Genomic DNA, 25917 nt, shown 5'->3' with positions numbered 1-25917 from the left:
CTAAGCCCTTCTGCAGCCGTTACTTTTTGCCGCCGCCGAATAGGCTGCCCAGCAGGCTCTTGCGCTCCGCCGTCGGGGCCGGCGGCGGCAGCATCGGCTTGTCGTCGTCTTCGTTGCTGTCCTTCGGACCGCGCACCGACTCGCCGCGCGTCAGGATGTCGGTGATCGTCTGCTTGATGATGCGAACCCGCACACCCTCGGCAAGTTCGACCTGCACCTCGTTGTCGGAGATCACCTTGGTGACCAGGCCGATGATACCGCCGCCGGTGACGACGCGATCGCCACGCTTCACGCCGGACAGCATCTCGCGCTGCGCGCGCACCTTGGCCTGCTGCGGACGGATCAGCAGGAAGTAGAAGACGACGAAGATGAGGATCAGCGGGAACAGCTGGACGAGGAAATCCCCGCCACCGCCACCCGCACCCTGCGCCCACGCCTGCGAAATAAACATCTTCTGCTCCCGAGTCTTCCGGCCGTCGAAAAAGCGCGCGGACTATAGCGGTCTCCCCCCGCTTTGCAACGCAAGCGGGGGACGATATGGTCGCCCCCCTTTTCAGCGGCTGGCGACAATGGATCAAGACCTTAAAGCCACTATCTCACGTATTGCGGCAGCCCTCGACCGCCTGGCGCCCCCGACGCCTCCCGGCGCGGACATCAATTCGGCCGAGGCCTATGTCTGGCACGCCGCCGGCCACCGCCTCGAAGCGGTCCCCAAGGTCAACCGCGTGAACCTCGACCTCCTGGTCGGGATCGACCGGCAGAAAGAGACGCTGGTGGAGAATACCCGGCGCTTCGCCAAGGGCCTGCCGGCCAACAATGCGCTGCTCTGGGGCTCGCGCGGCGCGGGCAAGAGCTCGATCGTGAAGGCGGTGCATGCCCATGTGAACCGCGAACAGGGCGGCCCGCCGGGTCCCTTGGCGCTGATCGAGATCCATCGCGAGGACATCCCGTCCCTCCCCGCCCTGCTGACCATGATCCGCGATTCGAGCCGTCGCTTCATCGTGTTCTGCGACGACCTCTCCTTCGACGGGCAGGATGCCGCCTACAAGTCGCTGAAGGCGGTGCTCGACGGCGGCATCGAGGGCCGGCCGGAGAACGTCGTCTTCTACGCCACCTCGAACCGGCGCCACCTGATGCCGCGCGACATGATCGAGAACGAGCGCTCGACGGCCATCAACCCGTCCGAGGCCGTCGAAGAGAAGGTCTCCCTGTCGGATCGCTTTGGCCTGTGGCTCGGCTTCCACAACGCCGACCAGGATACGTTCTTCACGATGATCGAAGGCTATTGCGAGTTCTATAAGCTCGACCTTCCCACGGACGAACTGCGCAAGCGGGCGGTCGAATGGTCGATCACGCGCGGATCCCGATCGGGCCGCGTCGCCTGGCAGTTCATCCAGGAGATCGCGGGCGAGCTCGGCAAGAAGCTGGGGTAACGATGGAGCGGCTGGGATGAGCGATCCCGACGACGTAATGTTCTCAGCCGGCGTGAAGGCGGAGCAGACGCGTCTCGGATCGCGCGCCCAGTTCGAGGGCCGGACCTGGAACACGGAGATCACCGACGATCTCCGGCAGTTCCTGGGCGTCATCGACACGTTCTTCTTCGCAACGGCCAGCGCCGATGGCCGACCTTATATACAACACCGCGGCGGGCCGCCGGGCTTCCTGAAGCCGATCGGAACCCACACGCTGGCCTTCGCCGATTTCGCGGGCAACCAGCAGTACATCTCCCTGGGCCATCTGCGGGAAAACGACCGCGCCCACCTCTTCGTCCTGCACTTCGCCAGCCAGCAGCGCCTGAAGCTCTGGGGCCGGGCGCGGATCGTCGAGAACGACCTCGAGTTGATGGAACGCCTCGTCGACCCGGCCTACCGCGCACGGCCGCAGCGGGCGATCGCCTTCACCATCGAAGCCTGGGACATCAACTGCCGCCAGCACATCGTGCCGCGCTACACCGAGGCTGAAATCGCCCCGGCCGTCGACAGCCTCGCCCGGCGGATCAAGGAACTCGAAGAAGAAGTGGCACGGCTCAAAGGTCAATAGGCGCACCGTCGTCCTCGTCTTAGCAAAAACGGCTAGCCTTTAGACGCTTCGCAAGGAGCGCGCGGGCCCGGATGGCCATCCGGGCCCGCGCGGCCGGTCGTCGGATCGACGTCGTCTGATCCCTTTGGGGGATGAGCTCAGCAAGATCGCGGCCGGCCTCTTCACCCGATCCGGATGGTTGCCCGAACTCCAGGTTCGAAGACGAGGCAGGATGGACGAAGATGAGCGATGTTAGCATGGTCGTAGCCGGGATCGACATCGGCAAGGCGCGGCTGGACGTGGCGCTGCACGGCGCGGCAGACCGCATGGCGTTCGACAACAGTGCGGCCGGCCATCACCAGCTGATCCAATGGCTCCGCGCGGCGCAGGTCGTGCGGGTCGGTCTGGAATCCACCGGTTCGTACTCGCAGGAAGTGACTGGCACGTTGCGCGAGGCCGGCTTCGAAGTAGCGGTATTGCAGCCCCTACAGGTCCGGGCGTTCGCGCAATACCGCCTGCGCCGGGCCAAGAGTGACCCACTGGATGCGGCGCTGATCGCCACCTGCGCGGCGTTGCTCGACAAGGTGCACGAGGCTTCGGATGCGCGGCTGGTTCCCCTTGCCGAGCATCTGCGGCTGATCGAGCAGCTGGAGGACGACGTGGTGCGGGCCAAGACGCGCCTGGAGGCCGCGCATCTGGCGCATGTGCGCCGCTTCCTGCGCCGGGAGGTCGAGCGGCTGGAACGGCGCGAGGCGGCAGAGCGGATCCTGCTGATGAAGAGCATCGCCGCCGAGCCTGACCTGCTGGCCCGGCTGCAACTGATCCAGAGCGTCGACGGGGTCGGCGAGCGCACCGCGCTCAGCCTGCTGCTGCTGCTGCCCGAACTCGGGCGTCTCGAGCGTGAACCGATTGTCTCCCTGGCGGGGCTGGCTCCCTTCGTGCGGCAGTCGGGCAAATGGAGAGGCCAGAGCCGCATCGGCGGCGGCCGCGATCGGGTGCGTCGCGCGCTCTATGCCGCCAGCCTCGCGGCAGCCTTCCGCTGGAATCCGGCCATCAAGGCGCTGTATCAACGCCTGAAGACCGCCGGCAAACCCCATCGTAAGATCATGATCGCCTGTGCGCGCAAGATGCTCATCCAGGTCAACGCCGTCGTCGCCCGCGGCACCCCGTGGATCTCATCTCGCCGCGTCGCCGCATAGTGCATTCTTAATGGTTGCTGAGTGCAGCGAAGGACCTGACGGTATGGCCAGAGTGCTCCGCAGCTAACGCGAGATCCTTCGCTTCGCTCTGGATGACAAGGCTCGGCACGGTCCTTGCTTCCCCGGCTTCGAGCAGGGGGAATTGCCTATGAACAAGTCAAAGATTGCCGTCCTCAACCGCCGCACGGTCCTCGCGGCTGCCGGCGCCGCCACGGCGGCACTCGCCGCGCCGCGCATCCTGCGCGCGCAGGGGAAGGAACTCGTGGTCGGTGGCGCCGCCAGCCACAAGGGCTTCGTCGAGACCATCATCGCACCGGTCGTCGAGAAGAAATTCTCCTGCAAGGTCGTGTTCGAGGGCTCGCGCTCTCTGGTCAATCTCGAGAAGATGCAGAAGAACAAGGACAAGCAGTATCTGTCGGTCGTCATGATGGACGATCCGGTCATGATCCCGGCCGTCGCCGAGGGGCTCCTCGATCCGCTGACCGCCGCAAAGGTCCCCAACCTCGCTGCCCTGAAGCCGGGCACGATCCACATGGACGGGATGTGGTGCAACTACCTCCAGCCCTGGCTGGGCATCGCCTACAACCCGAAGGCCATGAAGACGGCGCCCACCTCGTGGGCCGACGCCTACGATCCCAAGTACAAAGGTCGCGTGATCCTGCCGTCGCTGCAGAACACGGAAGGCCTCGCCAACCTGTTCATGGCGGCCTTCCTCGCCACCGGAAAGCCGATGCCCGAGGCGCAGAAGGACATCGATGCCGCCTTCAAGAAGCTGGTGACGATCAAGCCCAACCTGCTGACCGCCTACACGCAGATGCCGCAGGCCTACAATCTCCTGGAACAGGGCGAGGGCTTCATGATCTCGAGCGCGATCTCGCAGGTCGCCCTCGAGCGCAAGGCTGCCGGCGCCCCGGTGGAGATCGCCGTGCCGAAGGAAGGCATCTTCGCCATGCCGTCGGGCGTCGCGCTGGTGAAGGGCGGACCGCAGCCGGAGCTGGCCGCGGGCTACATCAACGAGATGATCGGACCGGAGGTCCAGGCCAAGCTCTCGGCCGCGACCTACTCGCTGCCGACCAACAAGGACACGCCGGTGCCGCCCGGGGCGCCGACCAACGCGACCATCTTCGGCATCGACTGGAAGTTCGTCGCCGACAATCGCGCCGACTGGGTGAAACGCTGGGACCGCGACATGGCGATGTAGTCGGGAAGCCGCTTCGTGACCTCCGACTCATTCCTCGACGTCGCCGGAGCTGAAAAGTCCTTCGGCGGCGTCACCGTGCTCGGTGGCGTCGACCTGAAGGTCGCCGCCGGCGAGTTCATCTCACTGCTGGGCCCCTCGGGCTGCGGCAAGACCACATTGCTGCGCATCGTCGCCGGCCTGCTGGCGGCCGACCGTGGCGCCATCCGGCTCGACGGCGAGGAGATCGGATCGCGGCCGCCGCACCGGCGCGATGTCGGCGTCGTCTTCCAGAACTACGCGCTCTTCCCGCACCTGACCGTTGCCGAGAACATCGCCTTTGGCCTCAAGGCGCGGAAGCATCCCGCCGGCGAAATCGGCCCGACCGTGCGGCGCTTCCTGTCCCTGGTCCATCTGACGGACTTCGCCGACCGCTCGGTGCGGGCCTTGTCGGGCGGCCAGCAGCAGCGGGTCGCGGTGGCGCGCGCGCTGGCGGTGCAGCCCAAGCTGCTGCTGCTCGACGAGCCCTTCTCCGCCCTCGACCGCAAGCTGCGCGAAAACATGCAGATCGAGCTGCGCCGGCTGCTGCGCGAACTGGGCATCACCGCCGTGTTCGTGACGCACGACCAGGACGAGGCGCTCACCATGTCCGACCGCATCGCGGTGATGAACAAGGGCGCCATCGAGCAGCTTGCCGTGCCGGCCGCAATCTACCGCACGCCCGCCACCGCCTTCGTGCTGGAATTCGTGGGCCTGTCCTCACGCCTCGCCGGCACGGTCGTCGGCCAGGACTACGATCAGGTCATCGTCGACACCGCATTCGGTCCGCTGCGCGCGCCCGGCAGCTTCGTGGTCGGCGCCTCCGTGATGCTCGCGGTGCGGCCCGAACGCATCAAGGTGGATGCGCCCGGCGACTATGCACTGGTCGCCCGCTTGCGCGACGCCGTGTTCCAAGGCTCGAAGGTCCAGCTCTATTTCGAGACGCAGGGCAGCGACCAGCTCATGGTCGAGACAGCCGACCTCTCCGACGGACTGCCCGCGCCCGGCACTGAAATGCGACTGGGCTGGGCCGTCGCCGACACGCTGATCTACCCGGCGCCATGACGACGAAGAGCGCCCCCTCGGCGTGGCGGGATCCCGTCGCCCTCCTCGCGGCGCCGGCCGTTCTCTACCTGCTGGTCGTCTACGCCTTCCCCTTGCTCTGGCTTTTCATGAAGAGCCTGACCGGTCCCACCGGACTCACGATCCAGCCTTACGTCGCCTTCCTGAGCGATCCGTTCAACTGGCGTGTCGTCGGCAACACGCTGCGGGTCGCCGCCTGGGTCACCGTGGTCTGCTTCATGATCGGATATCCCGCCGCCTTCGCGTTGGCGCGAGCCGGCGCGGTCCTGCAGGCCGTGATGCTGATCTCGATCATCCTGCCGCTCTCGGTCGGCGCCGTCGTCAAGGCCTTCGCCTGGCAGATCGTCCTGCGCCGCGACGGCATCGTCTCGCAGATCCTGGTCGGGCTCGGCCTCTGGGACGAGCCGCAGCGGCTGCTCTTCACCGAAACCGGGCTGGTGCTGGGCGCCGCCAACATCTTCCTGCCCTTCATGATCCTGCCGATCTATTCGGTGGTGAAGCTGATCGATCCGCGCCTCAGCGAGGCCGGCGCGACCCTGGGTGCCACGCCGCTCTACCGCTTCACCCACGTCACTCTGCCGCTCACCCTCCCCGGCATCGTGTCTGGCGTCGCTTTCGTCTTTTCGATGAGCGTCTCGATGTTCGTCATCCCCTCGCTGCTGATCGGCGACCGTTTCCAGACCCTGGCGACCCTGACGGGCCGTTCCTTCCTGCTGATGCGCAACGAGCAACTGGGCTCGACCACCGCCGTCATCCTGCTGGTGCTGGCCGTGTCGATCGTCGTGGGCTCGACCTGGCTGGCGCGCCGCATCGGAGGCAGCCAGACATGACCACCATCGAGCGCGCCACACAGTATTTCGTGTGGGCCATCGCGGGCTTCACCGTCGTCTTCCTGATGACCCCGCTCATCGTCACCATCGCAGTGTCGTTCGGCTCCTCGACGGTGTTCACCCTGCCGCCGCCCGACTGGTCGTTGCGCTGGTACGAGCGTCTGGCCGGCATGCGCGGGCTACTCCCCGCCCTCGTGGTTTCACTGCAGATCGCCGCCGTCTCCACCGCCGTCGCCATGGTCCTCGGCACCCTGTGCGCCATCGCCCTCGTGCGTGGGCGCTTTCCCGGCCGCGAGACGATCTCGACCTTCCTCGTGTCGCCGCTGATGCTGCCGGGCCTGGTGATCGGCATCGCCATGCTGCAGGGCTTCAAGGCGATGGGGCTGCGCGACGTCTATGCCAGCCTGCTGGTCGCCCACGTAGTCATCACCTTGCCCTATATCGTGCGCACCGTGGTCGGCGCCCTCTCGCTGTTCGACTTCTCGCTGATCGACGCTGCCCGCACCCTGGGCTGCTCCTATCCGGCGGCGCTCACGCGGGTGCTGGTACCATCGCTCGCGCCGGCCTTCCTGACCTCGGGGATGTTCGCGTTCCTGGCGTCGATGGACAATTATCCGATCTCGATGTTCTTCACCGATGCCTGGACCAAGACCCTTCCCATCCAGATGCTGCAATATGTCGAGGAGCGACCGGATCCGACCATCGCCGCCATCTCCGCCGGCCTCGTGCTGCTGGCTATCGTGGCGCTCGTGATCGGCGACCGGCTCGTGGGCTTGCGCAAGCTCGCCGACTTCTAAGAATGGCCCCATGAAAATCCTCGTCGCCAATCCCAATACCTCGACCGGCGTGACCGACCGGCTCGTGACCGCCGGCAAGCTGGTCGCCAGCCCCGGCACCGACCTGCTGCCGATGACTGCGCCGCGCGGCGTGCCCTACATCGCCACGCGCGCCGAAGCCGCGATCGGCAGCGCCATGATGCTCGAGATGCTGGCGGAGCGGCGCGGCACCTTCGATGCCGCCATCGTCGCGGCCTTCGGCGACCCCGGCCTCGGCGGCGCGCGCGAGTTGTTCGACTTCCCGGTCGTCGGCATGGCGGAGGCCGCGATGCTGGTCGCTTGCACGCTGGGCCGCAAGTTCGCGATCGTGAGCTTCGCCAAGGCGCTCGAACCCTGGTTCGCAGAGATCGTCGAGTGGCATGGCATGTCCGGCCGCTGCGCCGCCATTCGCACGCCCGACGAGGGGTTCCGCTCGATCGACGACGTGCAGCATGAGAAGGAACAGGTGCTGATCGACCTCGCCCTCGGCACCGTGAAGAACGACGGCGCCGACGTGGTCATCCTCGCCGGCGCCCCTCTGGCCGGCCTTGCCAACACGATTCGCGACCGCGTGCCGGTGCCGCTGGTCGACGGCATCCAGGCCGCGGTGACGATGGCCGAGGGCCTCGTGCGGCTCAATCCGCGCAAGGCGACCCAGGGTACCTATCGCCGCCCTGCCGCCAAGGACTCAAAGGGCCTCGCAGGTCCCCTGGCCGACATCATCGCCCATCGGGACTCGTGACCGCGATGCGCGACCTCAAGGGCTATGGCCGCACGCCACCCGATCCGCAGTGGCCCGGCGGCGCGCGGGCCGCAGTCTCCTTCGTGATCAACTTCGAGGAAGGCGCGGAGATGTCGTTGTCGGCGGGCGACGCCCACAACGAGAAGGTCTACGAGGTCACCGACGAGGTCGTGGGTGTCCCCGACCGGTGCATGGAATCGCACTTCGAGTACGGCACAAAGGCCGCCTGGTGGCGCATCGCCGATTCGCTTGAGCGGCTGGGTGTGCCGGCCACGGTGAGCACCTGCGGCCTCGCAGCCGAACTCTCGCCCTGGCTGATCCACGACGCCGTGGTGCGCGGCCATGAAATCTCCTGCCATGGCTGGCGCTGGGAGAAGCATGCCCACATGGAGGAGGCGAAGGAGCGCGAGATCATCGCCCGCACCGTCAAGGCGCTGACCGAGATCGCCGGCACGCGCCCCGTGGGTTGGCACACCCGCTCGACGCCCTCGCCCAACACGCGGCGCCTGCTCGTCGAGGAAGGCGGCTTCCTCTACGACAGTGACGACTATTCCGACGATCTCCCGTTCCATGTCGAGGTCGCCGGCAGGCGGCACCTGGTGCTGCCTTACAGCTTCGACACCAACGACATGCACTATCACCAGGGCTTCCACCGCTTCGTCTCAGCGCGCGATTTCGCCGACTACACGACCGACGCGTTCGACACGCTGTGGGCCGAGGGCGAGCGGTTCCCGAAGATGATGTCGATCGGCCTGCACCTGCGCATGATCGGCCGCCCCGGCCGCATCGCCGCGCTCGACCGCATCGTCTCGCACATGAAGCAGAAGGGCGGCGCCTGGTTCGCCACCCGCCGCCAGATCGCCGAACACTGGCAGGCGCGGTTCGGCGGGTAGCCACACAGCTAACCTCATCCTGAGGAGGCTGCGCAGCAGCCGTCTCGAAGGATGGGCCACACGCACCACGTCCGTTGCCCATCCTTCGAGACGTCGCGCTTCGCGCGCCTCCTCAGGATGAGGTGGTTCGGGTATGGATCGAGTTAGGGCAGAAAGGCTCTAAGCCTTCACTTTCGGGCGCACGATCTTGATCGTCGAGGTCGAGTGGACGATCAGGCGGCCCTTCTCGTCCTTGAGATCGCCGTCGAGGAAGCCGACCGAGCCGCCCCAGCGCAGGACGCGACCCTCGGCATAGACGATGCCCGGCCCCATCGCCTCGAAGAAGCTGATCTTGAGTTCCAGCGTCGGCACGGCGACGCCGAGCTTGCCCTTGACGATGGCGGCATTGGCCATGGCGGTGTCGACCATTCCGGTCAGGAAGCCGCCCTGGCAGATGCGGCCCTGCGAATGGCAGAAGGCCGGCACGACTTCGAAGCGGAACCGCGCGAAGCCGCGCGCCGAATCGATATCGAGCAGTTCGCCGTTCAGCGTCTTCAACGCTTCGGGTGGATTGGCACGCAGGATCTGGAGCATCTCCGAATCGTGCATGAGATCCTTGGGGAAGTTCTGGAAGTCTGGATGGGCTGAGCTCATGGGGCGGGGACTATAACGGACGGGCGAAAGCCTGCACCTTTTCCCGAAGATCGATCGGGGTCGGGGTTTCGGCCGTCGAAAGGACGCCCGGCGAAGCCTGGCAGGTGGACGGCCCTTCGCCAGAGCGCTAGACGCGGACAGTTTCGGAAGCACACCCATTCGCCGGCGCACCAGATGAGTTTCAAAGTCCGCATCGCCTCGGCCGACCGCACGATCGACGTGCCGGCCGGCGCCACCATCCTGGACGCCGCGCTCGATGCCGGCATCTCCTATCCGTTCGGCTGCCAGTCCGGGAACTGCGGCGCCTGCAAGTCGCTGCTCGTGAAGGGCGAGGTGACGATGGAGGGCTATTCCGAGTTCGCGCTGTCCGACGAGGAGAAGGCGCGCGGCCTGATCCTGGCCTGCCGCGCGGTGCCGTCGGACGCGTGCGAAGTCGCGTGGCAGGAGGAGGACGACCTGATCGTCCATTCGCGCCGCCTCCTCGCCTGCAGGGTCTCATCCCTCGACGACGCCACCCACGACATCAAGCGCATCCGCCTCGAGATCGTCTCGGGCGGTCCCTTCGACTTCTCGGCCGGCCAGTTCGCCTCGGTGACCTTCGAGGGCTGCCCGCCGCGCGACTATTCGATGGCCAACGTACCGGGCGACCCGATCCTCGAATTCCATGTTCGCCGCACCGCAGGGGGCGCCACCAGCGCCCATGTGTGGGAGAAGCTGAAAGTTGGCGACGGCGTGCGGGTCGAAGGCCCGTTCGGCGCCTCCTACCTGCGCGAGAGCCATCGCGGTCCGATCATCGCCGTGGCCGGCGGTTCGGGCATGGCGCCGATCAAGTCGATCGTCGAGCGGGCGCTGCAGAAGGAACTGCCGCAGCACATCTATTTCTATTTCGGCGTCCGCAGCGAACGCGATCTCTATCTCCACGACCACTTCGCGGCGCTGGCGGAGAAACACAAGACCCTGCACTTCATCCCGGTGCTGAGCGAAGGCGGTGAGTCGAGCCTGCGGCAAGGTCTGGTGCACGAGGCGGTGGCCCAGGATTTCGACGAGGTCGATGGCTGCAAGGCCTATCTCGCGGGCCCGCCTGTAATGGTCGAGGCCGCGACCCTGCTGCTGGAGCAGCGTGGCATGCGGCGCCTCGATATCCATGCCGATGCCTTCTACACAGCGGCCGAAATGGCGAGCGCGGGAAAGAAAACGGGCGCGGATCAATGAGCGGTCCTCTGCAGGGAAGGGTCGCCCTCGTCACCGGTGCCGGCCGCGGGATCGGCCGCGCCATCGCGGAGTCGCTGTTCGCCGAGGGAGCGCAGGTCATCGTGGCCGACAACGGCACCTCGATCGCGGGCGATGGCGGCGATCCGGAGGTGGCGCGCGCCGCCGCCCAGGCACTGAACGACAAGGCGGGTGCCAGGAAGGCTCTCGCCTTCACCGAAAGCGTCGCCTCGCCCGGTGTGGCGAAGCAGCTCGTCGATCTCGCGGTGAAAACGTTCGGCGGCATCGACATCGTCGTGAACAATGCCGCCATCCGGCGCGACGCTCCGGTCTTCCGCGCCGATCCGGCCGACTGGGACGCCGTGATCCGCACCAACCTCTCCGCAGCCTTCTATCTGATCAACGCCGCCTCCGCCGTCATGCGCGAGCAGGACAGGTCGGCCCGTGGCGGCAGGGACGGCTACGACTGGGGCCGCATCGTCAACATCGTCTCTTCGACAGGACTCTACGGCGCCCTCGGGCAGGCCGCCTATGCCAGCGCCAAGGCCGGGCTGTTCGGACTCACGCGCGTCACCGCGATGGACCTCGCGCCGGCGCAGATCACCGCCAATGCCGTGGTGCCCTTCGCCCGCACTCGCGTCACCGGAACCCTCCAGCCGACGAACGAGGCAGAGGAAGCCTACAAGGAGCGCGCGCTGAGGATCGGCGCGCACCATGTCGCCAGCCTCGTGACGGCGCTCTGTTTGCCCAAAGCCAGGACGATCACGGGCCAGCTGCTGGGCGTGAGAGGTCGCGAGATTTTCGTGTTTAGTCAGCCGCGCCCGGTCGTCGGCATAGAGGCCGAGGCTACCCCTGAAGGCATCGCCGACGAGCTGATCGCCGGAATGGAGGGTTGGTTCACCGATCTCACGACCGATCTCGAAGCCTTCAACATCGAACCCCTGCTCTGAGGAGACGCTCCGCATGACTTCCTACGCCGCGCCGTCCCGCACCGTCGGGCGGCTGAAGCGCCCGTTCGGCGATCTCTACTACGAGGTCACGGGCAGCGGCCCCGCGCTGATCTTCGCGCACGGGCTGGGCGGCAATCACCTGAGCTGGTGGCAGCAGGTGGCGCACTTTGCGCCGCGCTACACCTGCGTGACCTTTGCCCATCGCGGCTTCGCGCCGTCCGATCCGGTCGCCGATGGCGTCGATCCCGCCGACTATCCCGGTGACCTCGCCGCCCTGATCGATCATCTGGGCTATGCCGACGTGCGCCTGGTTGCGCAATCGATGGGCGGCTGGACGATGCTGGAATATGCGCTCGCCCATCCGGACCGCGTAAAGGCGCTGGTGTTGAGCTCGACCTCGGGCACGCTCGACCGCCGCGGCAGCGATCCTTCCGGCGGCGCCGCGTACGATGCCTGGTTCGCGGCGGCCGAGGCCACGATCGCGGCCGGCATGGCGCGCGGCATTCATCCGGCGATGGGCGAACGTGCGGCGGAGCGCTTCCCCGCGCTGCACCTGCTCTATCGCAGCATCGACGAGATGGCGGGCAGGCTCGACAAGGAGAAGCTGCGCGCCGGCCTGCGCCGCACCGCGACGCGCACCGTGGCCGAGTTGAAGACGTTTCGCGTGCCGACCTTGCTGATCGCCGGCAGCGAGGACATCGTTTTCCCGCCGTTCCTGGCAAGCGCCATCGCCACAAGCCTGCCCTGCGGCGAAGCCGAGACCATCGAAGAGGCCGGACACTCGCCATATTTCGAGCAGGCCGCTAGGTTCAACGCGCTGGTCGACGCGTTCCTCGCGCGACAGCGCTAGGAGGTTTCTTTGTCCCAGGACAATCCGCGTATCGCCGTTCTCGGCTTCGCCATCGAGTGCAATCGGTTTGCGCCGGTGACGACGGCGGAGGATTTCGAGCACGACGTCGACATCCGCGGCAATCGCATCGTGAGCGAGGCGCGCTCCGGCAAGTCGATCACCATGCCCGACCTGCCCGGCTTCTTCACCGAGATGGATCGCACCGGCACCTGGACGCCGGTGCCGCTGCGCGTCTCGCTGGCGCAGCCCGGCGGCCCGGTCGAGGAACAGTTCTTCAAGTCCTATCTCGCCGAAATCGAAGCCAGCCTGAAATCCGTCCTGCCGGTCGATGCGATCTTCGTGTCCTGCCATGGCGCCGCCCTGGCGGAAGGCACCGACGATCCCGACGGCGACCTGTTCGAGATGCTGCGCCGCGTCGCCGGCCCCGACGTGCCCATCGTCTCGGTGTTCGACCTGCACGCCAACGTCTCGCGCCGCATGACCGACAATCTCAGCGTCTTCGTCGGCTATCTCGAGAACCCGCATGTCGACATCTACGAGCGCGGCGTCGAGGCGGCGAAGCACATGCGCGAACTGCTCGCCGGCACGCGCACCGCGGTCGAGATGGTCAAGATCCCGCTGGTGCCGCCGCAGATCGCGCTGCTCACCGCGCGCGGCCCCTATGCCGACCTCATCAAGTACGGCCAGACCAAGGTCGGCGGCGACATCCTCAACGTCTCGGTGATGGCGGGCTTCGCCTATAGCGACAGTCCCAAGAACGGCCTCACCGCCGTCGTCACCGCGCGCAACGGCAACCGCAAGGCGGCGGCCGACCTTGCGCTCGACATCGCCCAGCGCGCCTGGGGGACGAGGGAACGCTTCAAGCGTGAGATGATGACCCTGGCCGACGCCGTCCAGCATGCCACCGCCATCGGCCGCGACAAGCGCCGCAAGCCGATCATCCTGGCCGACGTCGCCGACAATCCCGGCGGCGGCGGACGCGGCAACACGACCTATCTGTTGCGCGCGCTGAAGGGCGCCCGGGCGCAGGGCGTGTTTTTCGGCGTGTTCAACGACGCGGCGCTCGCGGCAAAGGCGCACGAGTTGGGCGAAGGTGCGATCTTCAACGCCTCCTTCAACACCCAGGAACAGCAGGTATTCTCCCTGCCGTTCGATTGCGAGGCCAAGGTCGTCAAGCTCTCCGACGGCCAGTATGTCGGACGCCGCGGCGTACTCAAGAACGTCTCGGCCGACATGGGCCCGTCGGCTCTGCTCGATCTCGGCGGCATCCTGATCGTGGTCATCAGCATCCGCTGCCAGTGCATGGACCCGCGCCAGTTCGAGATGTTTGGCTTGGACATTGCACAGGCACGCACCGTGGTCGTGAAGAGCCGCGGCCACTTCCGCGGCGGCTTCGACGAGTTCTTCAGGCCGGAGCAGATCTACGAAGTCGATTGTCCGGGCCTGACGTCGCCGGTGCTGGCGAACTTCACCTGGACCAAACTGCCGAGGCCCGTCTATCCGCTCGACGAGGAAACGAGCTGGACTCCTCCGGCCTCGAATTGAGGGATTCTTCCATGCTGCGCCGTACCCTGTTTGCCGCCCTTGCGTTGTTCGCCGCAGCGCCCGCTTACGCCCAGCCGAGCAAGACGCTGAAAGTCGTCATGCAGTCGGATCTCAAGATCGTCGATCCGGTCTGGACGACCGCCTACATCGTGCGCAATCACGGCTACCTCATCTACGACACGCTCTTCGCGCTCGACGGCAAGCTCGAGCCGCGACCGCAGATGGTCGAGAGCTGGACGGTGAGCGACGACCAGCTTACCTGGACGTTCAAGCTACGCGAGGGGCTGAAGTGGCATGACGGACAACCGGTGACGACGGCCGACGTACTGCCGTCGATCAAGCGCTTCACCGACAAGGACACGCTGGGCGGCCTGCTGGGCAAGCAGACCCAGGAGATGAAGGCCATCGACGACCGAACTTTCCAGATCGCCCTCAAGCAGCCTTACGGCATGATGCTGAGGACGCTGGCCAAGCCCTCCTCGATCCCGCTCTTCATCATGCCCAGGCGGGTCGCCGAGACGCCCGTCACCCAACAGCTCTCCGACACGACGGGCTCGGGACCGTTCATCTTCAAGAAGGACGAATGGAAGCCCGGCGAGAAGGTCGTCTACCTGCGCAATCCGGACTACAAGCCGCGCGCCGAGCCGCCGTCGGGGCTGGCCGGCGGCAAGGTGGCCAAGGTCGACCGGATCGAATGGGTCTCGATCCCCGACACGCAGACCGCGATCAACGCCCTGCAGCAGGGCGAGATCGACATGATCGAGCAGCCCTCGCACGACCTGCTGCCGGTCATCGAAAAGGACAAGAACGTCGAGATCGTCATTCCCGACCATCTCGGCTCGAGCTACGTGCTGCGCTTCAACTGGAAGCAGCCGCCGTTCAACGACGTCCGCTACCGTCGCGCCGCCATGGTCGCTCTCAACCAGAAGGACTTCCTGCAGGCCGTCATCGGCGATCCGCGCTACTACAAGGTCTGCAAGGCCATGTTCGGCTGCGGCACCCCGCTCGAGAATGCCGCCGGCACCGAGGGAATCCTGGAATCGCGCTTCGAGGAGTCGAAGAAGATCCTGAAGGAGGCCGGCTATGATGGCACGCCGATCGTGCTGCTGCAGTCGACCGACCTCGCCGTCCTGACCAACCTGGCACCGGTCGCCAAGACGCTGCTGGAGCGCGGCGGTTTCAAGGTCGACATGCAGTCGATGGACTGGCAGACGCTGGTCGCCCGGCGTTCCAAGAAGGATCCGATCGCCCAGGGTGGATGGAACATCGCCATGACGGCGGGCGCCGCGGTGCTGCTGATCGACCCGGTGAACAACCACTACGCCGAGGCGAGCGGCGACCGCGCCCAGTTCGGCTGGCCGCTCGACGAGGAGATCGAGCGGCTGCGCATGGCCTTCGTGGGCGAGGGCGATGCGAAGAAGCAGTTCGAGATCGCCGAGCAGGTGCAGAAGCGCATCCTGGAGCAGGGCGTGACGGTGCCGCTCGGCCAGTTCCTCCAGCCCATGGCCCGGCGCAAGGGAGTGACAGGCAACATCGAATCGCCCATCACGGTGTTCTGGAACGTCGAGAAGAAGTAGGCGGCCATTGTCGTCTTGAGCGAAGCGAAAGACCTAGCAGATTGACCAAAGGACTCCTTGGCTAGCGCCAGATCCTTCGCTGCGCTCCACAGCGGGGGTTACCCCGCTCGCGATGACAGTATGGTGTCCCGTTCCTTCTACCGGTCCGGCAGCGGGATGAACTCGGGGTCCCCTGCCACCATGGCAAAGCGCTTCTCGCGCCAGTCTTCCTTGGCCTTCTCGATGCGGTCCTTGCTCGAGGAGACGAAGTTCCACCAGATGTGGCGCGGGCCGTCGATCGTGGCGCCGCCCAGCAGCATCGCCTTGGCGCCCTCGGGGCCCGCCAGCACCTCGACCGTCTGGCCGGGCGCCAGCACCGCCAGGTCGCCGACGCCGAGCTGGCTCTCGCCCACCACCATCATGCCCTCGGCGACATAGATCGCGCGCTCTTCGTGATCGGGCGTGACGGCCAGCGAGGCGCCGGCGGTCATCTCCACCCCGACATAGAAGATCGGCGAGAAGTGGGTCGTGGGCGCCGTGCGGCCGGCATAGGTACCGACGATCAGGCGCAGCGAAGCGCCGCCTTCGGTCCAGGCGGGCAGTCGCGCTGCCTCGACATGCTCGAAGGCCGGCGCCGTCTCCTCGTGCGTCTTCGGCAGCGCCACCCAGGTCTGGACGCCGTGCATACGGAAGCCTGTGGCCCGCATCTCGGGCTCGGTGCGCTCGCTGTGGACGATGCCACTGCCGGCGGTCATCCAGTTCACATCGCCCGGCCGGATCGCCTGCGAATAGCCCAGGCTGTCGCGATGGTAGATGCCGCCGTCGAACAGGTAGGTCACGGTGGCCAGGCCGATATGGGGATGCGGACGGACTTCCATCCCGCCGCCCGGCGGCACGTCCATCGGGCCGAAATGGTCGAGGAAGATGAAGGGCCCGACGGTGCGCCGCTTGACGCTGGGCAGGACACGGCGGACCGCGAAACCGCCTCCCAGATCGTGCGCCCGTCCCTGGATCAGAAGCTCGATCGGATCGGCCATCGTGTTCTCCTCTTACGCCTGTGCTGCAACCATTGCGCCCAACGCCTACCGACGAACGGGCCACCTCTTGGGGTGGCGCGGTCATGCAGATGCTCGGTCATGCCGGTTATGCGGAAGGGTCGTGCGGGTCAATCCCCGCAGACCCACGTCGAGGTGTAGGTCTCGGCGAGCGGATAATTTTGCCCGCAGCGCGCTTATTCGCAATGCAGCAAATATTGGCGTCTTTCCCCTGTGACCTTTGACGACCGCAAGGATCCGCGAGTCTGAAACTCTAGCATTTACAACATGTTAGGGAGTTTTCACGGGTGTTGCATTTTTGCAACTTTTTGTGGACTTGTGGATACTCCGTGGCCAAAGTGACCCTCAAGCGGGGCACGCGGGGGCATCGACTGGGGAGTCGGTGGATCGTCAGTTGCCTCAACCGTCAATTAGTTGCGTTCAATGGAACGGGAGCGGCCCAACGATGACGTCCAACATGACGCGTCTCCAACGCGCCTATAGCTGGCGAACCATCCGCAGCCTCACGGCGGCGACCCTTGCAGTCTCCTCTCTCTTTTGTGCTGCCGGCGCGATGGCGCAGGTGAAGGCCCCGTCCAAGAACCAGCTCAAGAAGCCGGTGGCGAAGTCGGCCCCCGCACCTGTCCCCAGCGAAGACGTCCAGTCCTTCTCCATTGCAGCCGACAGCTCGGTTGCCCAGCAGCTCATCATCCTGCAGGTTGATCCGACCGACGCGCAGGCTGCCGCCGATGCCGTCGGCAAGGCGTTGAGCCAGCCCGAGGTCAAGGCCGCCAGTTCCGGCCGCGCCGTGCTCGCCCCGCAGGGCGGCGGCCAGCCCAAGCGTCTCGTCTCCCTTCAACTCTATTCGAACAAGTCGCTGGCCGTCGACCTGGCCCGTGGAGCCGATGGCTCGTTCGGCTTCAAGCTTGCCCCCGGTGCCACCGAGGACGATGACGAGCGCGTCTCGAGCCTGCCGGGCTCCGCCCCGTCGACCGCCGGCCCGGGTGCCCGCTCCGTGGTTGCCGATTCGGTCAAAACGGTGAAGACGAGCAGCGCGACGCTTGCCAGCACCCTGGCTCCGACCGGCGCCAACCCGGCCGCCCTGAAAGAGCTGACCCAGGCTCTTTCCGGCTTCGCACCGGCCGCCGCCAAGATCGACGTCGTCCAGGGCCGCACCGTGGACGGTGCGCCGCGCATCCTCGTCGCCAGCCTCGGCGATGGCGCCGCGAAACGGTCCTTCTGGTGGTTCGCGCCCCAGAACCAGCCGGAAGGCTGGTTCGATGACGAGGGCCGACGTCTCGGCGGCACGGCGCTGGCCGACCCGCGGCCGGGCGCCCGCCAGTCGTCACCGTTCGGCACACGGCGCTACTACGGCCGCAAGAGCGGCGGCGGCTTCCACAACGGCATCGACTACGAAGGCAAGACCGGCGAGCCGATCTATGCGGCGGCCGACGGCGTCATCAATCACCAGGGCTGGTACTTCAACTACGGCCGCACGGTGAAGATGAGCCACGCCGACAACTTCGAGACGTTGTACGCGCACATGTCCCGCTTCGCTGACGGGATGGGCCCGGGCACGCGCATCCGCAAGGGCGACGTGATCGGCTATGTCGGCTCGACCGGCCGCTCGACGGGCGCGCACCTGCACTTCTCGGTGATCGTGAACGGCCAGTTCGTCGATCCGCAACCCTACATTTCCGACAAGGGCGGCCAGGGCACCCTGGGAGGCGAACAACTCGTCTCCTATCGGCAGTGGCAGCAGGAGATCAAGCGCGCCTCCGAGCGCAGCCGCGGCAGCAGCGACACCCGCTATCCGGGTCTGCAGGGCGCGGATCCGTGGTCGTCCAACCCCTTCTCGTCTCGCGCCGCCGACCGCCTGTGAGTCACCGCACCGGCAGTGCACTGCCGTTGCGCGCCTCCGGTTGTTCGCCTACCAATTGCGTCACCGATCCTGAACGGTCGCGACAGGCGACCGACGGGAACGCCAGAGGCAAACCACGAGGGATGACATAATGCTCAAGAAAATGATGGCCGGCGTCGTCACCGCCGGTCTGGTCGGTGTCGCCGGTACGGCGCATGCCGGCAAGGATCTCGATGCGGTGAAGGCCCGCGGCCAGCTGGTCTGCGGCATCAACACGGGCGTCGCGGGCTTCGCGCAGCAGGACGACAAGGGCAAGTGGACCGGCCTAGACGTCGACGTCTGCCGCGCGGTCTCGGCCGCGCTCTTCGGCGACTCCGAGAAGGTCAAGTACGTGCCGACGACGGCCCAGCAGCGCTTCACGGCCCTGCAGTCGGGCGAGGTCGACATTCTCTCGCGCAACACGACCTACACGCTGACCCGCGATACCGCGCTCGGCCTCGAGTTCACCGGCATCAACTACTATGACGGCCAGGGCTTCATGGTCCCGAAGAAGCTCGGCGTGAAGAGCGCCAAGGAGCTGAACGGCGCCACCGTCTGCGTCCAGCCGGGCACGACGACCGAACTCAACCTTGCCGACTATTTTCGCGCCAACAAGATGACCTTCAAGCCGGTCGTCATCGAGAAGGTCGAGGAAATCCGCGCCGCCTTCTATGCCGGGCGCTGCGATGTCTACACCACCGACGCCTCGGGCCTGTACTCGACGCGCGCCGCGAACACCCCGGCGCCTGCCAAGCCGGACGACTTCATCATCCTGCCGGAGATCATTTCGAAGGAGCCGCTGGGACCGGCCGTCCGCCAGGGCGACAACCAGTTCGCCGACATCGTGCGCTGGGCCTTCTACGCGATGGTCGAGGCCGAGGAAGCCGGCATCACCTCGAAGAACGTCGACGAGATGCTGAAGAGCGACAATCCCTCGATCAAGCGCATCCTCGGCGTCACGCCCGGCATGGGCAAGGCGCTCGGCGTCGACGAGAAGTGGGTCTACACCATCGTCAAGCAGGTCGGTAACTACGGCGAAAGCTTCGACCGGAACGTCGGCATGGGCTCGCCGCTCAAGATCGAGCGTGGCCTGAACGCTCTGTGGACGAACGGCGGCCTGCAGTACTCCCCGCCGATCCGCTAGGATTTCCAATCCAACATCGAGACGAACCGCCGCCCGAAAGGGCGGCGGTTTTCGTTTGGGCTCCCCGCCCTCGTTTTGGCCTGCGGCTTGCAAGCCGCGGGGAGAAGGCGGCATGCTGTGTTCAAGAACAAGGGGGGTGACATGCACAACAAGATCGTGGCGGCTGCCGGTATCGTCGTAGCGCTGCTTGGCGTTGCCGGGACGGCTCACGCCGGCAAGGACCTGGATGCCGTCCGGGCCCGGGGCATGGTGAACTGCGGGGTCGGCATCGGCACGGCGGGTTTCATGCTCGCGGACAGCCAGGGCAAGTGGAAGGGTCTCTCGGTCGATGTCTGTCGCGCCGTCGCGGCCACGATCTTCGGCGATTCCGAGAAAGTACGGTACGTCCCGCTCACCTCCCAGCAGCGCTTCACCGCGGTGCAGTCGAGCGAAGTCGACATCGTGATGGGCAACGCCACCTACACGCTGACGCGTGACACGGCGCTGGGACTGGATTTCACCGGCATCTATTACTTCGACGGTCAGGGCTTCCTGGTGCCGAAGAAGCTCGGCGTGAAGAGCGCCAAGGAGCTGAACGGCGCCACCGTCTGCGTGGCCCCGGGCACGACCACGGAACTCAACCTCGCCGACTATTTCCGGGCCAACAAGATGACCTTCAAGCCGGTCGTCATCGAGAAGGTCGACGAGATCCGCTCGGCCTTCTTCTCCGGCCGCTGCGACGTCTACACGACCGACGCATCGAGCCTCGCCGCCACGCGCGCCGCCAACGTGCCGCCGCCCCAGACCTTCGATGACTACGTCATCCTGCCGGAGATCATTTCCAAGGAGCCGCTGGGACCGGTCGTCCGCCATGGCGACAACCAGTTCGCCGACATCGTGCGCTGGGCCTTCTACGCCATGGTCGAGGCCGAGGAAGCCGGCATCACCTCGAAAAACGTCGACGAGATGCTGAAGAGCGACAATCCCTCGATCAAGCGCATCCTCGGCGTCACGCCCGGCATGGGCAAGGCGCTCGGGGTCGACGAGAAGTGGGTCTACAACATCGTCAAGCAGGTCGGGAATTACGGCGAGGTCTTCGACCGGAATGTCGGCATGGGCTCGCCGCTCAAGATCGAGCGTGGCCAGAACGCATTGTGGACCCAGGGGGGCCTGCAATACTCGCCGCCGATCCGTTGATGCCGGGGGACCGAGGCAGGGGACGTCGGGATTTGTCCCGTTGCGCAGGGGCAATTCCCACATACACTGAGGGCAATACCGGGCATATAACGCCCGCGCGGGAAAACCGCACAAGGCAGGGGGAATAGCGTATGGCGGTCGAGGCTCTCGGCTCTACGCCACGTGTGAAAGTGGCACCGTGGAACGATCCGGTCATTCGCGGCTGGGTGTTCCAGATCGTCGTGGTCGGTCTCGTCGGGTTTCTTGCCTGGTATCTGGTCAGCAACACGATCGACAATCTGCAGCGCCAGAAGATCGCCAGCGGCTTCCACTACCTCGAGCGCGAAGCCGGCTTCGAAATCGGCGATACGATGATCGAGTACTCGCCAGCCAGCACCTACGCCCGCGCCATCTGGGTCGGCATCCTCAACACGCTGCGCGTCGCCGTTCTCGGCATCCTGCTCAGCACCCTTCTCGGCACCCTGGTCGGCGTCGGCCGCCTGTCTCCCAACTGGCTGCTCAGCCGGATCTGCGCCTGGTACGTCGAGGCCTTCCGCAACGTGCCCCTGCTGCTGTGGCTGTTCCTCTTCTACAAGCTGATCAGCGAGGCCTTTCCCGGTCCACGGCAGGCGATCTCGCTGCTCTGGAACAGCGTGTTCCTCAGTAACCGAGGGGTCTATTTCCCGATGCCCATGGCCGACCCCATCCACACATGGATGGGTCTCGCCCTTCTCGCCGGCATCGCCGGCGCCTGGTTCGTGAATCGCTGGGGCAAGAAGCGTCAGGAAGCCACCGGCCAGCCCTTCCCCGGCATTTCCGCGGGCCTTGGCATCATCATCGGCCTGCCGGCTCTCGTCTGGCTGGCCGGCGGCGCGCCGCACCATATGAGCTGGCCCGAGCTGAAGGGCTTCAACTTCTCGGGCGGCACCGTCATCCAGCCCGAGTTCACCGCGCTTCTGGTCGGCCTCGTGCTCTACACGTCCGCCTTCGTGGCCGAGATCGTGCGCTCCGGCATCCTGGCCCTGCACAAGGGCCAGAGCGAGGCGGCGGCGGCGCTCGGCCTGTCGCGCGGCCAGTCCATGCGCCTCGTGCTGCTGCCACAGGCCCTGAGGGTGATCGTCCCGCCGATGACCAGCCAGTATCTCAACATCACCAAGAACAGCTCGCTGGCCATCGCGATCGGCTACCCCGACCTCGTCGCCTCGATCAACGTGACCATCAACCAGACCGGTCAGGCGATCGAAAACATCCTGATCATCATGGCCGCCTACCTGTCGGTCAGCCTGTCGATCTCGGCGTTCATGAACTGGTACAACAAACGTATCGCCCTGAGGGAGCGCTGAGCATGACCGACGCCATGCCTGTCGGCGACCGCAAGCCGCTCGCCCCGCCCGTCGACGAGACCGGCGTTCTCGGCTGGGCCCGCAAGAACCTGTTCTCGAGCTGGGGCAACGGCATCACCACGGTGGTGCTGATCGCATTCGTGATCTGGGTGCTCTCCTGGTTCCTCGACTGGGCGCTGTTCACCGCCAACTTCACGGCCTCGACCGGCGCCGAATGCCGCGGCGGCGGCGCCTGCTGGGCGCTGATCCGCGAGAAGTTCCGCTACATCTTCTTTGGCTCCTTCCCCTACGAGCAGCACTGGCGTCCGCTGTTCGCGGTGATCGCCATGCTGGCCATGCTGGTGCTGAGCGCCGACCGTCGCATGTGGAACTGGCGCCTGCTGGTGATCTGGGGCGTGGGCTCGTTCATCACGTTCATCCTGATGTTCGGTCAGATCCACATTCCGCTTGGCCTCATCCTGTTCGTCGCGCTGCTTGGCGGCGTGGTGGGCATGACGCTGCGCAGCGCGCTGGCGGCACCGTCCGAGCGGATAGCTTACTATGCCCTGATCGCCATCGGCGCGGTCGGCCTCGTCCTGCGCATCATGGGCGTGCTGCCGAGCTGGAGCATCGCCATCGCGCCGCTCAGCTACGTCGAGACCAGCCTGTGGGGCGGCCTGCCGGTGACCTTGATCCTGGCGACCTACGGTCTCGCCTTCGCCTTCCCCTACGGCGTCCTTCTGGCGCTGGGCCGGCGCTCCAACCTGCCTCTCATCAAGGGTCTGTGCGTCGGCTTCATCGAACTGATCCGCGGCGTGCCGCTGATCAGCCTGCTGATCATGGCCTCGGTCATGCTGCCGTTGTTCCTGCCCTCGGGCACGACCATCGACAAGTTCCTGCGGGCCCAGGTCGCCGTCATCCTGTTCGCCGGCGCCTACATCGCCGAGGTCATTCGCGGCGGCCTGCAGTCGTTGCCCAAGGGCCAGTTCGAGGCCGCCGATGCGATGGGCCTGAACTACCCGCAGAAGACGCTGCTGATCATTCTGCCGCAGGCGCTGCGCGTGGTGATCCCGCCGCTCATCAACACCTTCATCGGCTTCTTCAAGGACACGTCGCTGGTGCTGATCATCGGCATCTTCGACTTCCTGAACACCGCCAACCAGGCGCTGGTCGACCCCAACTGGGCGGGCTTCCCCGGAGAGGTCTACCTGTTCGCTGCGTTCGTCTACTTCATCTTCTGTTTCTCGATGTCGCGGTACAGCAAGTACCTCGAATTCGAGCTCAACAAGGGTACGCGCCGCTAGGCGCCGTCAGGGGAGCAAATCATGGCCGCAACCGCCCGCGATCTCTCGAAGGTCGAATCGGTGATCCAGCTCAAAGGCGTCAACAAGTGGTACGGACAGTTCCACGTGTTGTCCGACATCAATCTCGACGTGAAGGAAGGCGAGAAGATCGTCATCTGCGGACCGTCGGGATCGGGCAAGTCGACGCTGATTCGCTGCATCAACCGGCTGGAGGAACATCAGCGCGGTGACATCGTGGTCCACGGCGTCACGCTCTCGAACGACGTGAAGAACATCGAGGCGATCCGCCGCGAGGTCGGCATGGTGTTCCAGTCGTTCAACCTCTTCCCGCACCTCACCATCCTCGACAACCTCACCCTGGCGCCGATCTGGGTGAAGAAGATGCCGAAGAAGGAGGCCGAGGAAGTCGCCATGAGCCTGCTGACCCGGGTGCGCATCCCCGAGCAGGCGCTGAAGTATCCCGGCCAGCTCTCCGGCGGCCAGCAGCAGCGCGTGGCGATCGCCCGCGCGCTCTGCATGCGTCCTAAGATCATGCTGTTCGACGAGCCTACCTCGGCGCTCGATCCGGAGATGGTGAAGGAAGTGCTCGACGTCATGATCGAGCTGGCTCGCGAGGGCATGACCATGCTCTGCGTCACCCACGAGATGGGTTTCGCCCGGGCCGTCGCCGACCGCGTGATCTTCATGGATCGCGGCGAGATCGTCGAACAGAACGAGCCCGAGGCGTTCTTCGCCAATCCCCGCAACGAGCGCACCAAGCTGTTCCTCGGTCAGATCCTGCACAATCACTAGAAGAATAGCTTTCCTCCCCATTCAAATGGGGAGGTGTCGGCGTATCGCGGCTTGTAACCAAGCCGCTGAGCCGACGGAGGGTCATACGCGTTGCGACGCCCATGACCCCATTGCCCCGTATGACGGGGCACTTCCCCATTTGAATGGGGAAGCCGCGGCATTCACTCGGCGCCGGAACTTTAGGCGAGCGTCTTGCGAATCACGGCGCAGACCTCGTCGATGGAGTCGAGGGGGATATGCGGGCCCATCGGGAGGCTGAGCACGGTCTCGGCCAGTTTCTCGGCAAGAGGGTACGTCCCCTTGCCCTGGCCGAGTTCGGCATAGGCTTCCTGAAGATGGGGCGGGATCGGGTAGTGGATCAGCGATCCGATGCCGGCCTCCCCCAACGCCTTCACCAGGTGGGCCCGCCGGTTGGTTCGCACGACATACAGGTGCCAAACCGGGTCGGCCCATTGAGGCACGTTCGGCAAGGCGAGGCTCGTGATATCTGACAGCCTGTCGTCATAGCGCGACGCCACCGTCCTGCGGCGATCGTTCCATTCGTCGAGCTTCGTGAGCTTCACGCGCAGGAAGGCCGCCTGCAGCTCGTCGAGGCGCGAGTTCAGACCCTTCTCCAGATTCACGTACTTCACACGGCTGCCGTAGTTGCGCAGCGTCCGCAGCCGCTCGGCAAGCTTCGGGTCGTCGGTCGTAACCGCGCCGCCATCGCCGAAGGCGCCGATGTTCTTGCTGGGAAAGAAACTGTGCGCGCCGGCGTCGCCGAGCGAGCCGGTTCGCCGGCCACGCACCCTGGCGCCCTGGGCCTGGGCCACATCCTCGACCACCTTCAGCCCATGCTTGGCGGCAAGCGCCATGATCGCGTCCATGTCGGCCGGCTGGCCGTAGAGATGAACAGGCATGATCGCGCGCGTGCGCGGCGTGATAGCCGCTGCGATGCGGTCGGGATCGATGTTCGGACCGCCGGGGGTCGGCTCGACCGGCACCACCTTGGCGCCCACCGCCGTCACGGCAAGCCATGTCGCGATGTAGGTGTTGGACGGCACGATGACTTCATCGCCCGCGCCGATGTCCCAGGCCCGCAGCGCGAGCTCGAGCGCTTCCAGACCGTTGCCGAGCCCGACGCAATGCTTCGTGCCGCAGAAGGCAGCGTACTCGGCCTCGAAGGCTTCGACCTCCTTGCCGAGCACGAACCAGCCGGACTCCATCACGCGCAAATAGGCAGCATCGAGCTCCGGCTTGAGCTCGGTGTAGACCGACTTCATGTCGAGGAAGGGGATCATGCGCGGCTCGCAGCCGCGGCTTCGCGCTTGAAGGCCTCGTAGTCGCGCAGGTACTCGCTCTCGTCGTACAAGGTTGAGGCGATCACCAGGATCACGGTCTGCGGCGCGAAGTGATCCAGCTCGTGCCAGACCATCGGACCGATATGCAGCGCCCGTCCCGGATCGTTGAGAACCACCGTCTCCTTCACCTTGCCGTCGTCGAGATGAAGCTGGCAGGACCCGTTCATCACCAGGGTCACGAGGTGCGACTCGCGATGGCCATGCCGGCCGCGCCACTGGTCGGCTGCGATGTCGTGCAACCAGAAGAGGCGTCGAACCGTGAAGCCCAGCTGTTGATCGAACTCGAGGAAGTTGATCTTGCCGCGAACGTCGCCCCTTCCGGGGACCGAAAGCCAGCGGCAATTGGATACTTTGAGATGAGGAAGAGACATGTCGGGCATGGCAGA

At 65.9% G+C, this 25917-nt stretch carries 25 protein-coding genes; 20 read left to right on the top strand and 5 right to left on the bottom strand.

Translation table 11 applies throughout. The features are described from left to right. Positions 1-19 precede the first annotated feature (19 nt). Positions 20-451, bottom strand: a complete 432-nt coding sequence (yajC, locus tag ACQY78_RS25240) for a preprotein translocase subunit YajC (RefSeq protein ID WP_428680323.1) — start codon at positions 449-451, stop codon at positions 20-22. A gap of 118 nt (positions 452-569) precedes the next feature. Between yajC and ACQY78_RS25235 the strand changes: the two genes are divergently transcribed. The 9 genes from ACQY78_RS25235 (at position 570) to ACQY78_RS25195 (ending at position 8797) form a co-directional block, all read left to right on the top strand. Next, positions 570-1433, top strand: a complete 864-nt coding sequence (locus ACQY78_RS25235; RefSeq protein ID WP_428680321.1) for an ATP-binding protein — start codon at positions 570-572, stop codon at positions 1431-1433. Positions 1434-1449: 16 nt separating this feature from the next. Then, the gene (locus ACQY78_RS25230) at positions 1450-2040 is read left to right on the top strand and encodes a pyridoxamine 5'-phosphate oxidase family protein (RefSeq protein ID WP_428680318.1); all 591 of its coding nucleotides are present in this window, start codon (positions 1450-1452) and stop codon (positions 2038-2040) included. A 236-nt stretch (positions 2041-2276) separates the two neighbouring features. Beyond that, positions 2277-3218, top strand: coding sequence for an IS110 family transposase (locus ACQY78_RS25225; RefSeq protein WP_428676459.1), 942 nt, complete (start codon positions 2277-2279; stop codon positions 3216-3218). Positions 3219-3366: 148 nt separating this feature from the next. Further along, positions 3367-4419 (top strand): ABC transporter substrate-binding protein, encoded by a 1053-nt coding sequence (locus ACQY78_RS25220; RefSeq protein ID WP_428680316.1) that lies wholly within the window; start codon positions 3367-3369, stop codon positions 4417-4419. Between the two features lie 15 nt (positions 4420-4434). Further along, positions 4435-5499: an ABC transporter ATP-binding protein gene (locus ACQY78_RS25215; RefSeq protein WP_428680314.1), complete on the top strand. Its 1065-nt coding sequence runs from the start codon at positions 4435-4437 to the stop codon at positions 5497-5499. Further along, positions 5496-6347, top strand: coding sequence for an ABC transporter permease (locus ACQY78_RS25210; protein ID WP_428680311.1), 852 nt, complete (start codon positions 5496-5498; stop codon positions 6345-6347). Before ACQY78_RS25215 ends, ACQY78_RS25210 begins: the two co-directional genes overlap by 4 nt. Beyond that, the gene (locus tag ACQY78_RS25205) at positions 6344-7144 is read left to right on the top strand and encodes an ABC transporter permease (RefSeq protein WP_428680309.1); all 801 of its coding nucleotides are present in this window, start codon (positions 6344-6346) and stop codon (positions 7142-7144) included. Before ACQY78_RS25210 ends, ACQY78_RS25205 begins: the two co-directional genes overlap by 4 nt. A gap of 10 nt (positions 7145-7154) precedes the next feature. Further along, the gene (locus ACQY78_RS25200; protein WP_428680307.1) at positions 7155-7904 is read left to right on the top strand and encodes an aspartate/glutamate racemase family protein; all 750 of its coding nucleotides are present in this window, start codon (positions 7155-7157) and stop codon (positions 7902-7904) included. 5 nt (positions 7905-7909) lie between these two features. Beyond that, entirely contained in the window at positions 7910-8797 is an 888-nt protein-coding gene (locus ACQY78_RS25195) for a polysaccharide deacetylase family protein (protein ID WP_428680304.1), read from the top strand. Positions 8798-8956: 159 nt separating this feature from the next. Here ACQY78_RS25195 and ACQY78_RS25190 read toward each other — a convergent pair whose 3' ends face one another. Further along, positions 8957-9430, bottom strand: coding sequence for a PaaI family thioesterase (locus ACQY78_RS25190; RefSeq protein WP_428680302.1), 474 nt, complete (start codon positions 9428-9430; stop codon positions 8957-8959). Positions 9431-9604: 174 nt separating this feature from the next. Here ACQY78_RS25190 and ACQY78_RS25185 point away from each other — a divergent pair, with 174 nt between their 5' ends. Genes ACQY78_RS25185 through ACQY78_RS25165 form a run of 5 tightly spaced genes read left to right on the top strand, consistent with a single transcriptional unit; the run spans position 9605 to position 15561 of the window. After that, entirely contained in the window at positions 9605-10642 is a 1038-nt protein-coding gene (locus ACQY78_RS25185) for a 2Fe-2S iron-sulfur cluster-binding protein (RefSeq protein WP_428680299.1), read from the top strand. Continuing rightward, positions 10639-11589, top strand: coding sequence for an SDR family NAD(P)-dependent oxidoreductase (locus ACQY78_RS25180; protein WP_428680296.1), 951 nt, complete (start codon positions 10639-10641; stop codon positions 11587-11589). The genes ACQY78_RS25185 and ACQY78_RS25180 overlap by 4 nt, the downstream gene beginning before the upstream one ends. A gap of 13 nt (positions 11590-11602) precedes the next feature. Continuing rightward, a complete protein-coding gene (locus ACQY78_RS25175) occupies positions 11603-12439 on the top strand; it encodes an alpha/beta fold hydrolase (protein ID WP_428680293.1) in 837 nt (278 codons plus the stop codon). Between the two features lie 9 nt (positions 12440-12448). Then, positions 12449-13984 carry a M81 family metallopeptidase gene (locus ACQY78_RS25170; RefSeq protein WP_428680290.1) on the top strand — a complete coding sequence of 512 codons (1536 nt, stop codon included), beginning with the start codon at positions 12449-12451 and terminating at the stop codon, positions 13982-13984. 11 nt (positions 13985-13995) lie between these two features. Continuing rightward, positions 13996-15561, top strand: coding sequence for an ABC transporter substrate-binding protein (locus ACQY78_RS25165; protein ID WP_428680288.1), 1566 nt, complete (start codon positions 13996-13998; stop codon positions 15559-15561). A gap of 137 nt (positions 15562-15698) precedes the next feature. Here ACQY78_RS25165 and ACQY78_RS25160 read toward each other — a convergent pair whose 3' ends face one another. Beyond that, positions 15699-16577 (bottom strand): pirin family protein, encoded by an 879-nt coding sequence (locus tag ACQY78_RS25160; RefSeq protein ID WP_428680285.1) that lies wholly within the window; start codon positions 16575-16577, stop codon positions 15699-15701. 475 nt (positions 16578-17052) lie between these two features. Here ACQY78_RS25160 and ACQY78_RS25155 point away from each other — a divergent pair, with 475 nt between their 5' ends. The 6 genes from ACQY78_RS25155 to ACQY78_RS25130 all read left to right on the top strand — a co-directional run bounded on the left by ACQY78_RS25155 (position 17053) and on the right by ACQY78_RS25130 (position 24191). Next, entirely contained in the window at positions 17053-18456 is a 1404-nt protein-coding gene (locus ACQY78_RS25155) for a M23 family metallopeptidase (RefSeq protein ID WP_428680282.1), read from the top strand. Positions 18457-18586: 130 nt separating this feature from the next. Then, positions 18587-19618: an amino acid ABC transporter substrate-binding protein gene (locus ACQY78_RS25150; protein ID WP_428680279.1), complete on the top strand. Its 1032-nt coding sequence runs from the start codon at positions 18587-18589 to the stop codon at positions 19616-19618. Between the two features lie 141 nt (positions 19619-19759). After that, positions 19760-20794 (top strand): amino acid ABC transporter substrate-binding protein, encoded by a 1035-nt coding sequence (locus ACQY78_RS25145; RefSeq protein ID WP_428680276.1) that lies wholly within the window; start codon positions 19760-19762, stop codon positions 20792-20794. A 131-nt stretch (positions 20795-20925) separates the two neighbouring features. After that, entirely contained in the window at positions 20926-22116 is a 1191-nt protein-coding gene (locus tag ACQY78_RS25140; RefSeq protein WP_428680273.1) for an amino acid ABC transporter permease, read from the top strand. Positions 22117-22118: 2 nt separating this feature from the next. After that, a complete protein-coding gene (locus ACQY78_RS25135; protein WP_428680271.1) occupies positions 22119-23399 on the top strand; it encodes an amino acid ABC transporter permease in 1281 nt (426 codons plus the stop codon). Positions 23400-23420: 21 nt separating this feature from the next. Beyond that, positions 23421-24191 carry an amino acid ABC transporter ATP-binding protein gene (locus ACQY78_RS25130; protein WP_428680268.1) on the top strand — a complete coding sequence of 257 codons (771 nt, stop codon included), beginning with the start codon at positions 23421-23423 and terminating at the stop codon, positions 24189-24191. 179 nt (positions 24192-24370) lie between these two features. Here the strand turns inward: ACQY78_RS25130 and ACQY78_RS25125 are convergent, their stop codons facing one another. Further along, entirely contained in the window at positions 24371-25471 is a 1101-nt protein-coding gene (locus ACQY78_RS25125; RefSeq protein ID WP_428680266.1) for a DegT/DnrJ/EryC1/StrS family aminotransferase, read from the bottom strand. Further along, on the bottom strand, positions 25468-25911 hold the full coding sequence (locus tag ACQY78_RS25120; RefSeq protein WP_428680263.1) for a sugar 3,4-ketoisomerase: 444 nt from the start codon (positions 25909-25911) through the stop codon (positions 25468-25470). The genes ACQY78_RS25125 and ACQY78_RS25120 overlap by 4 nt, the downstream gene beginning before the upstream one ends. Positions 25912-25917: the final 6 nt, after the last annotated feature.

It is taken from the genome of Reyranella sp. (assembly GCF_965279625.1).
GTDB lineage: Bacteria > Pseudomonadota > Alphaproteobacteria > Reyranellales > Reyranellaceae > Reyranella.
The sequence above is the reverse complement of the archived record's forward strand: the minus strand, read 5'-3'. Positions and strand labels throughout refer to the sequence as shown.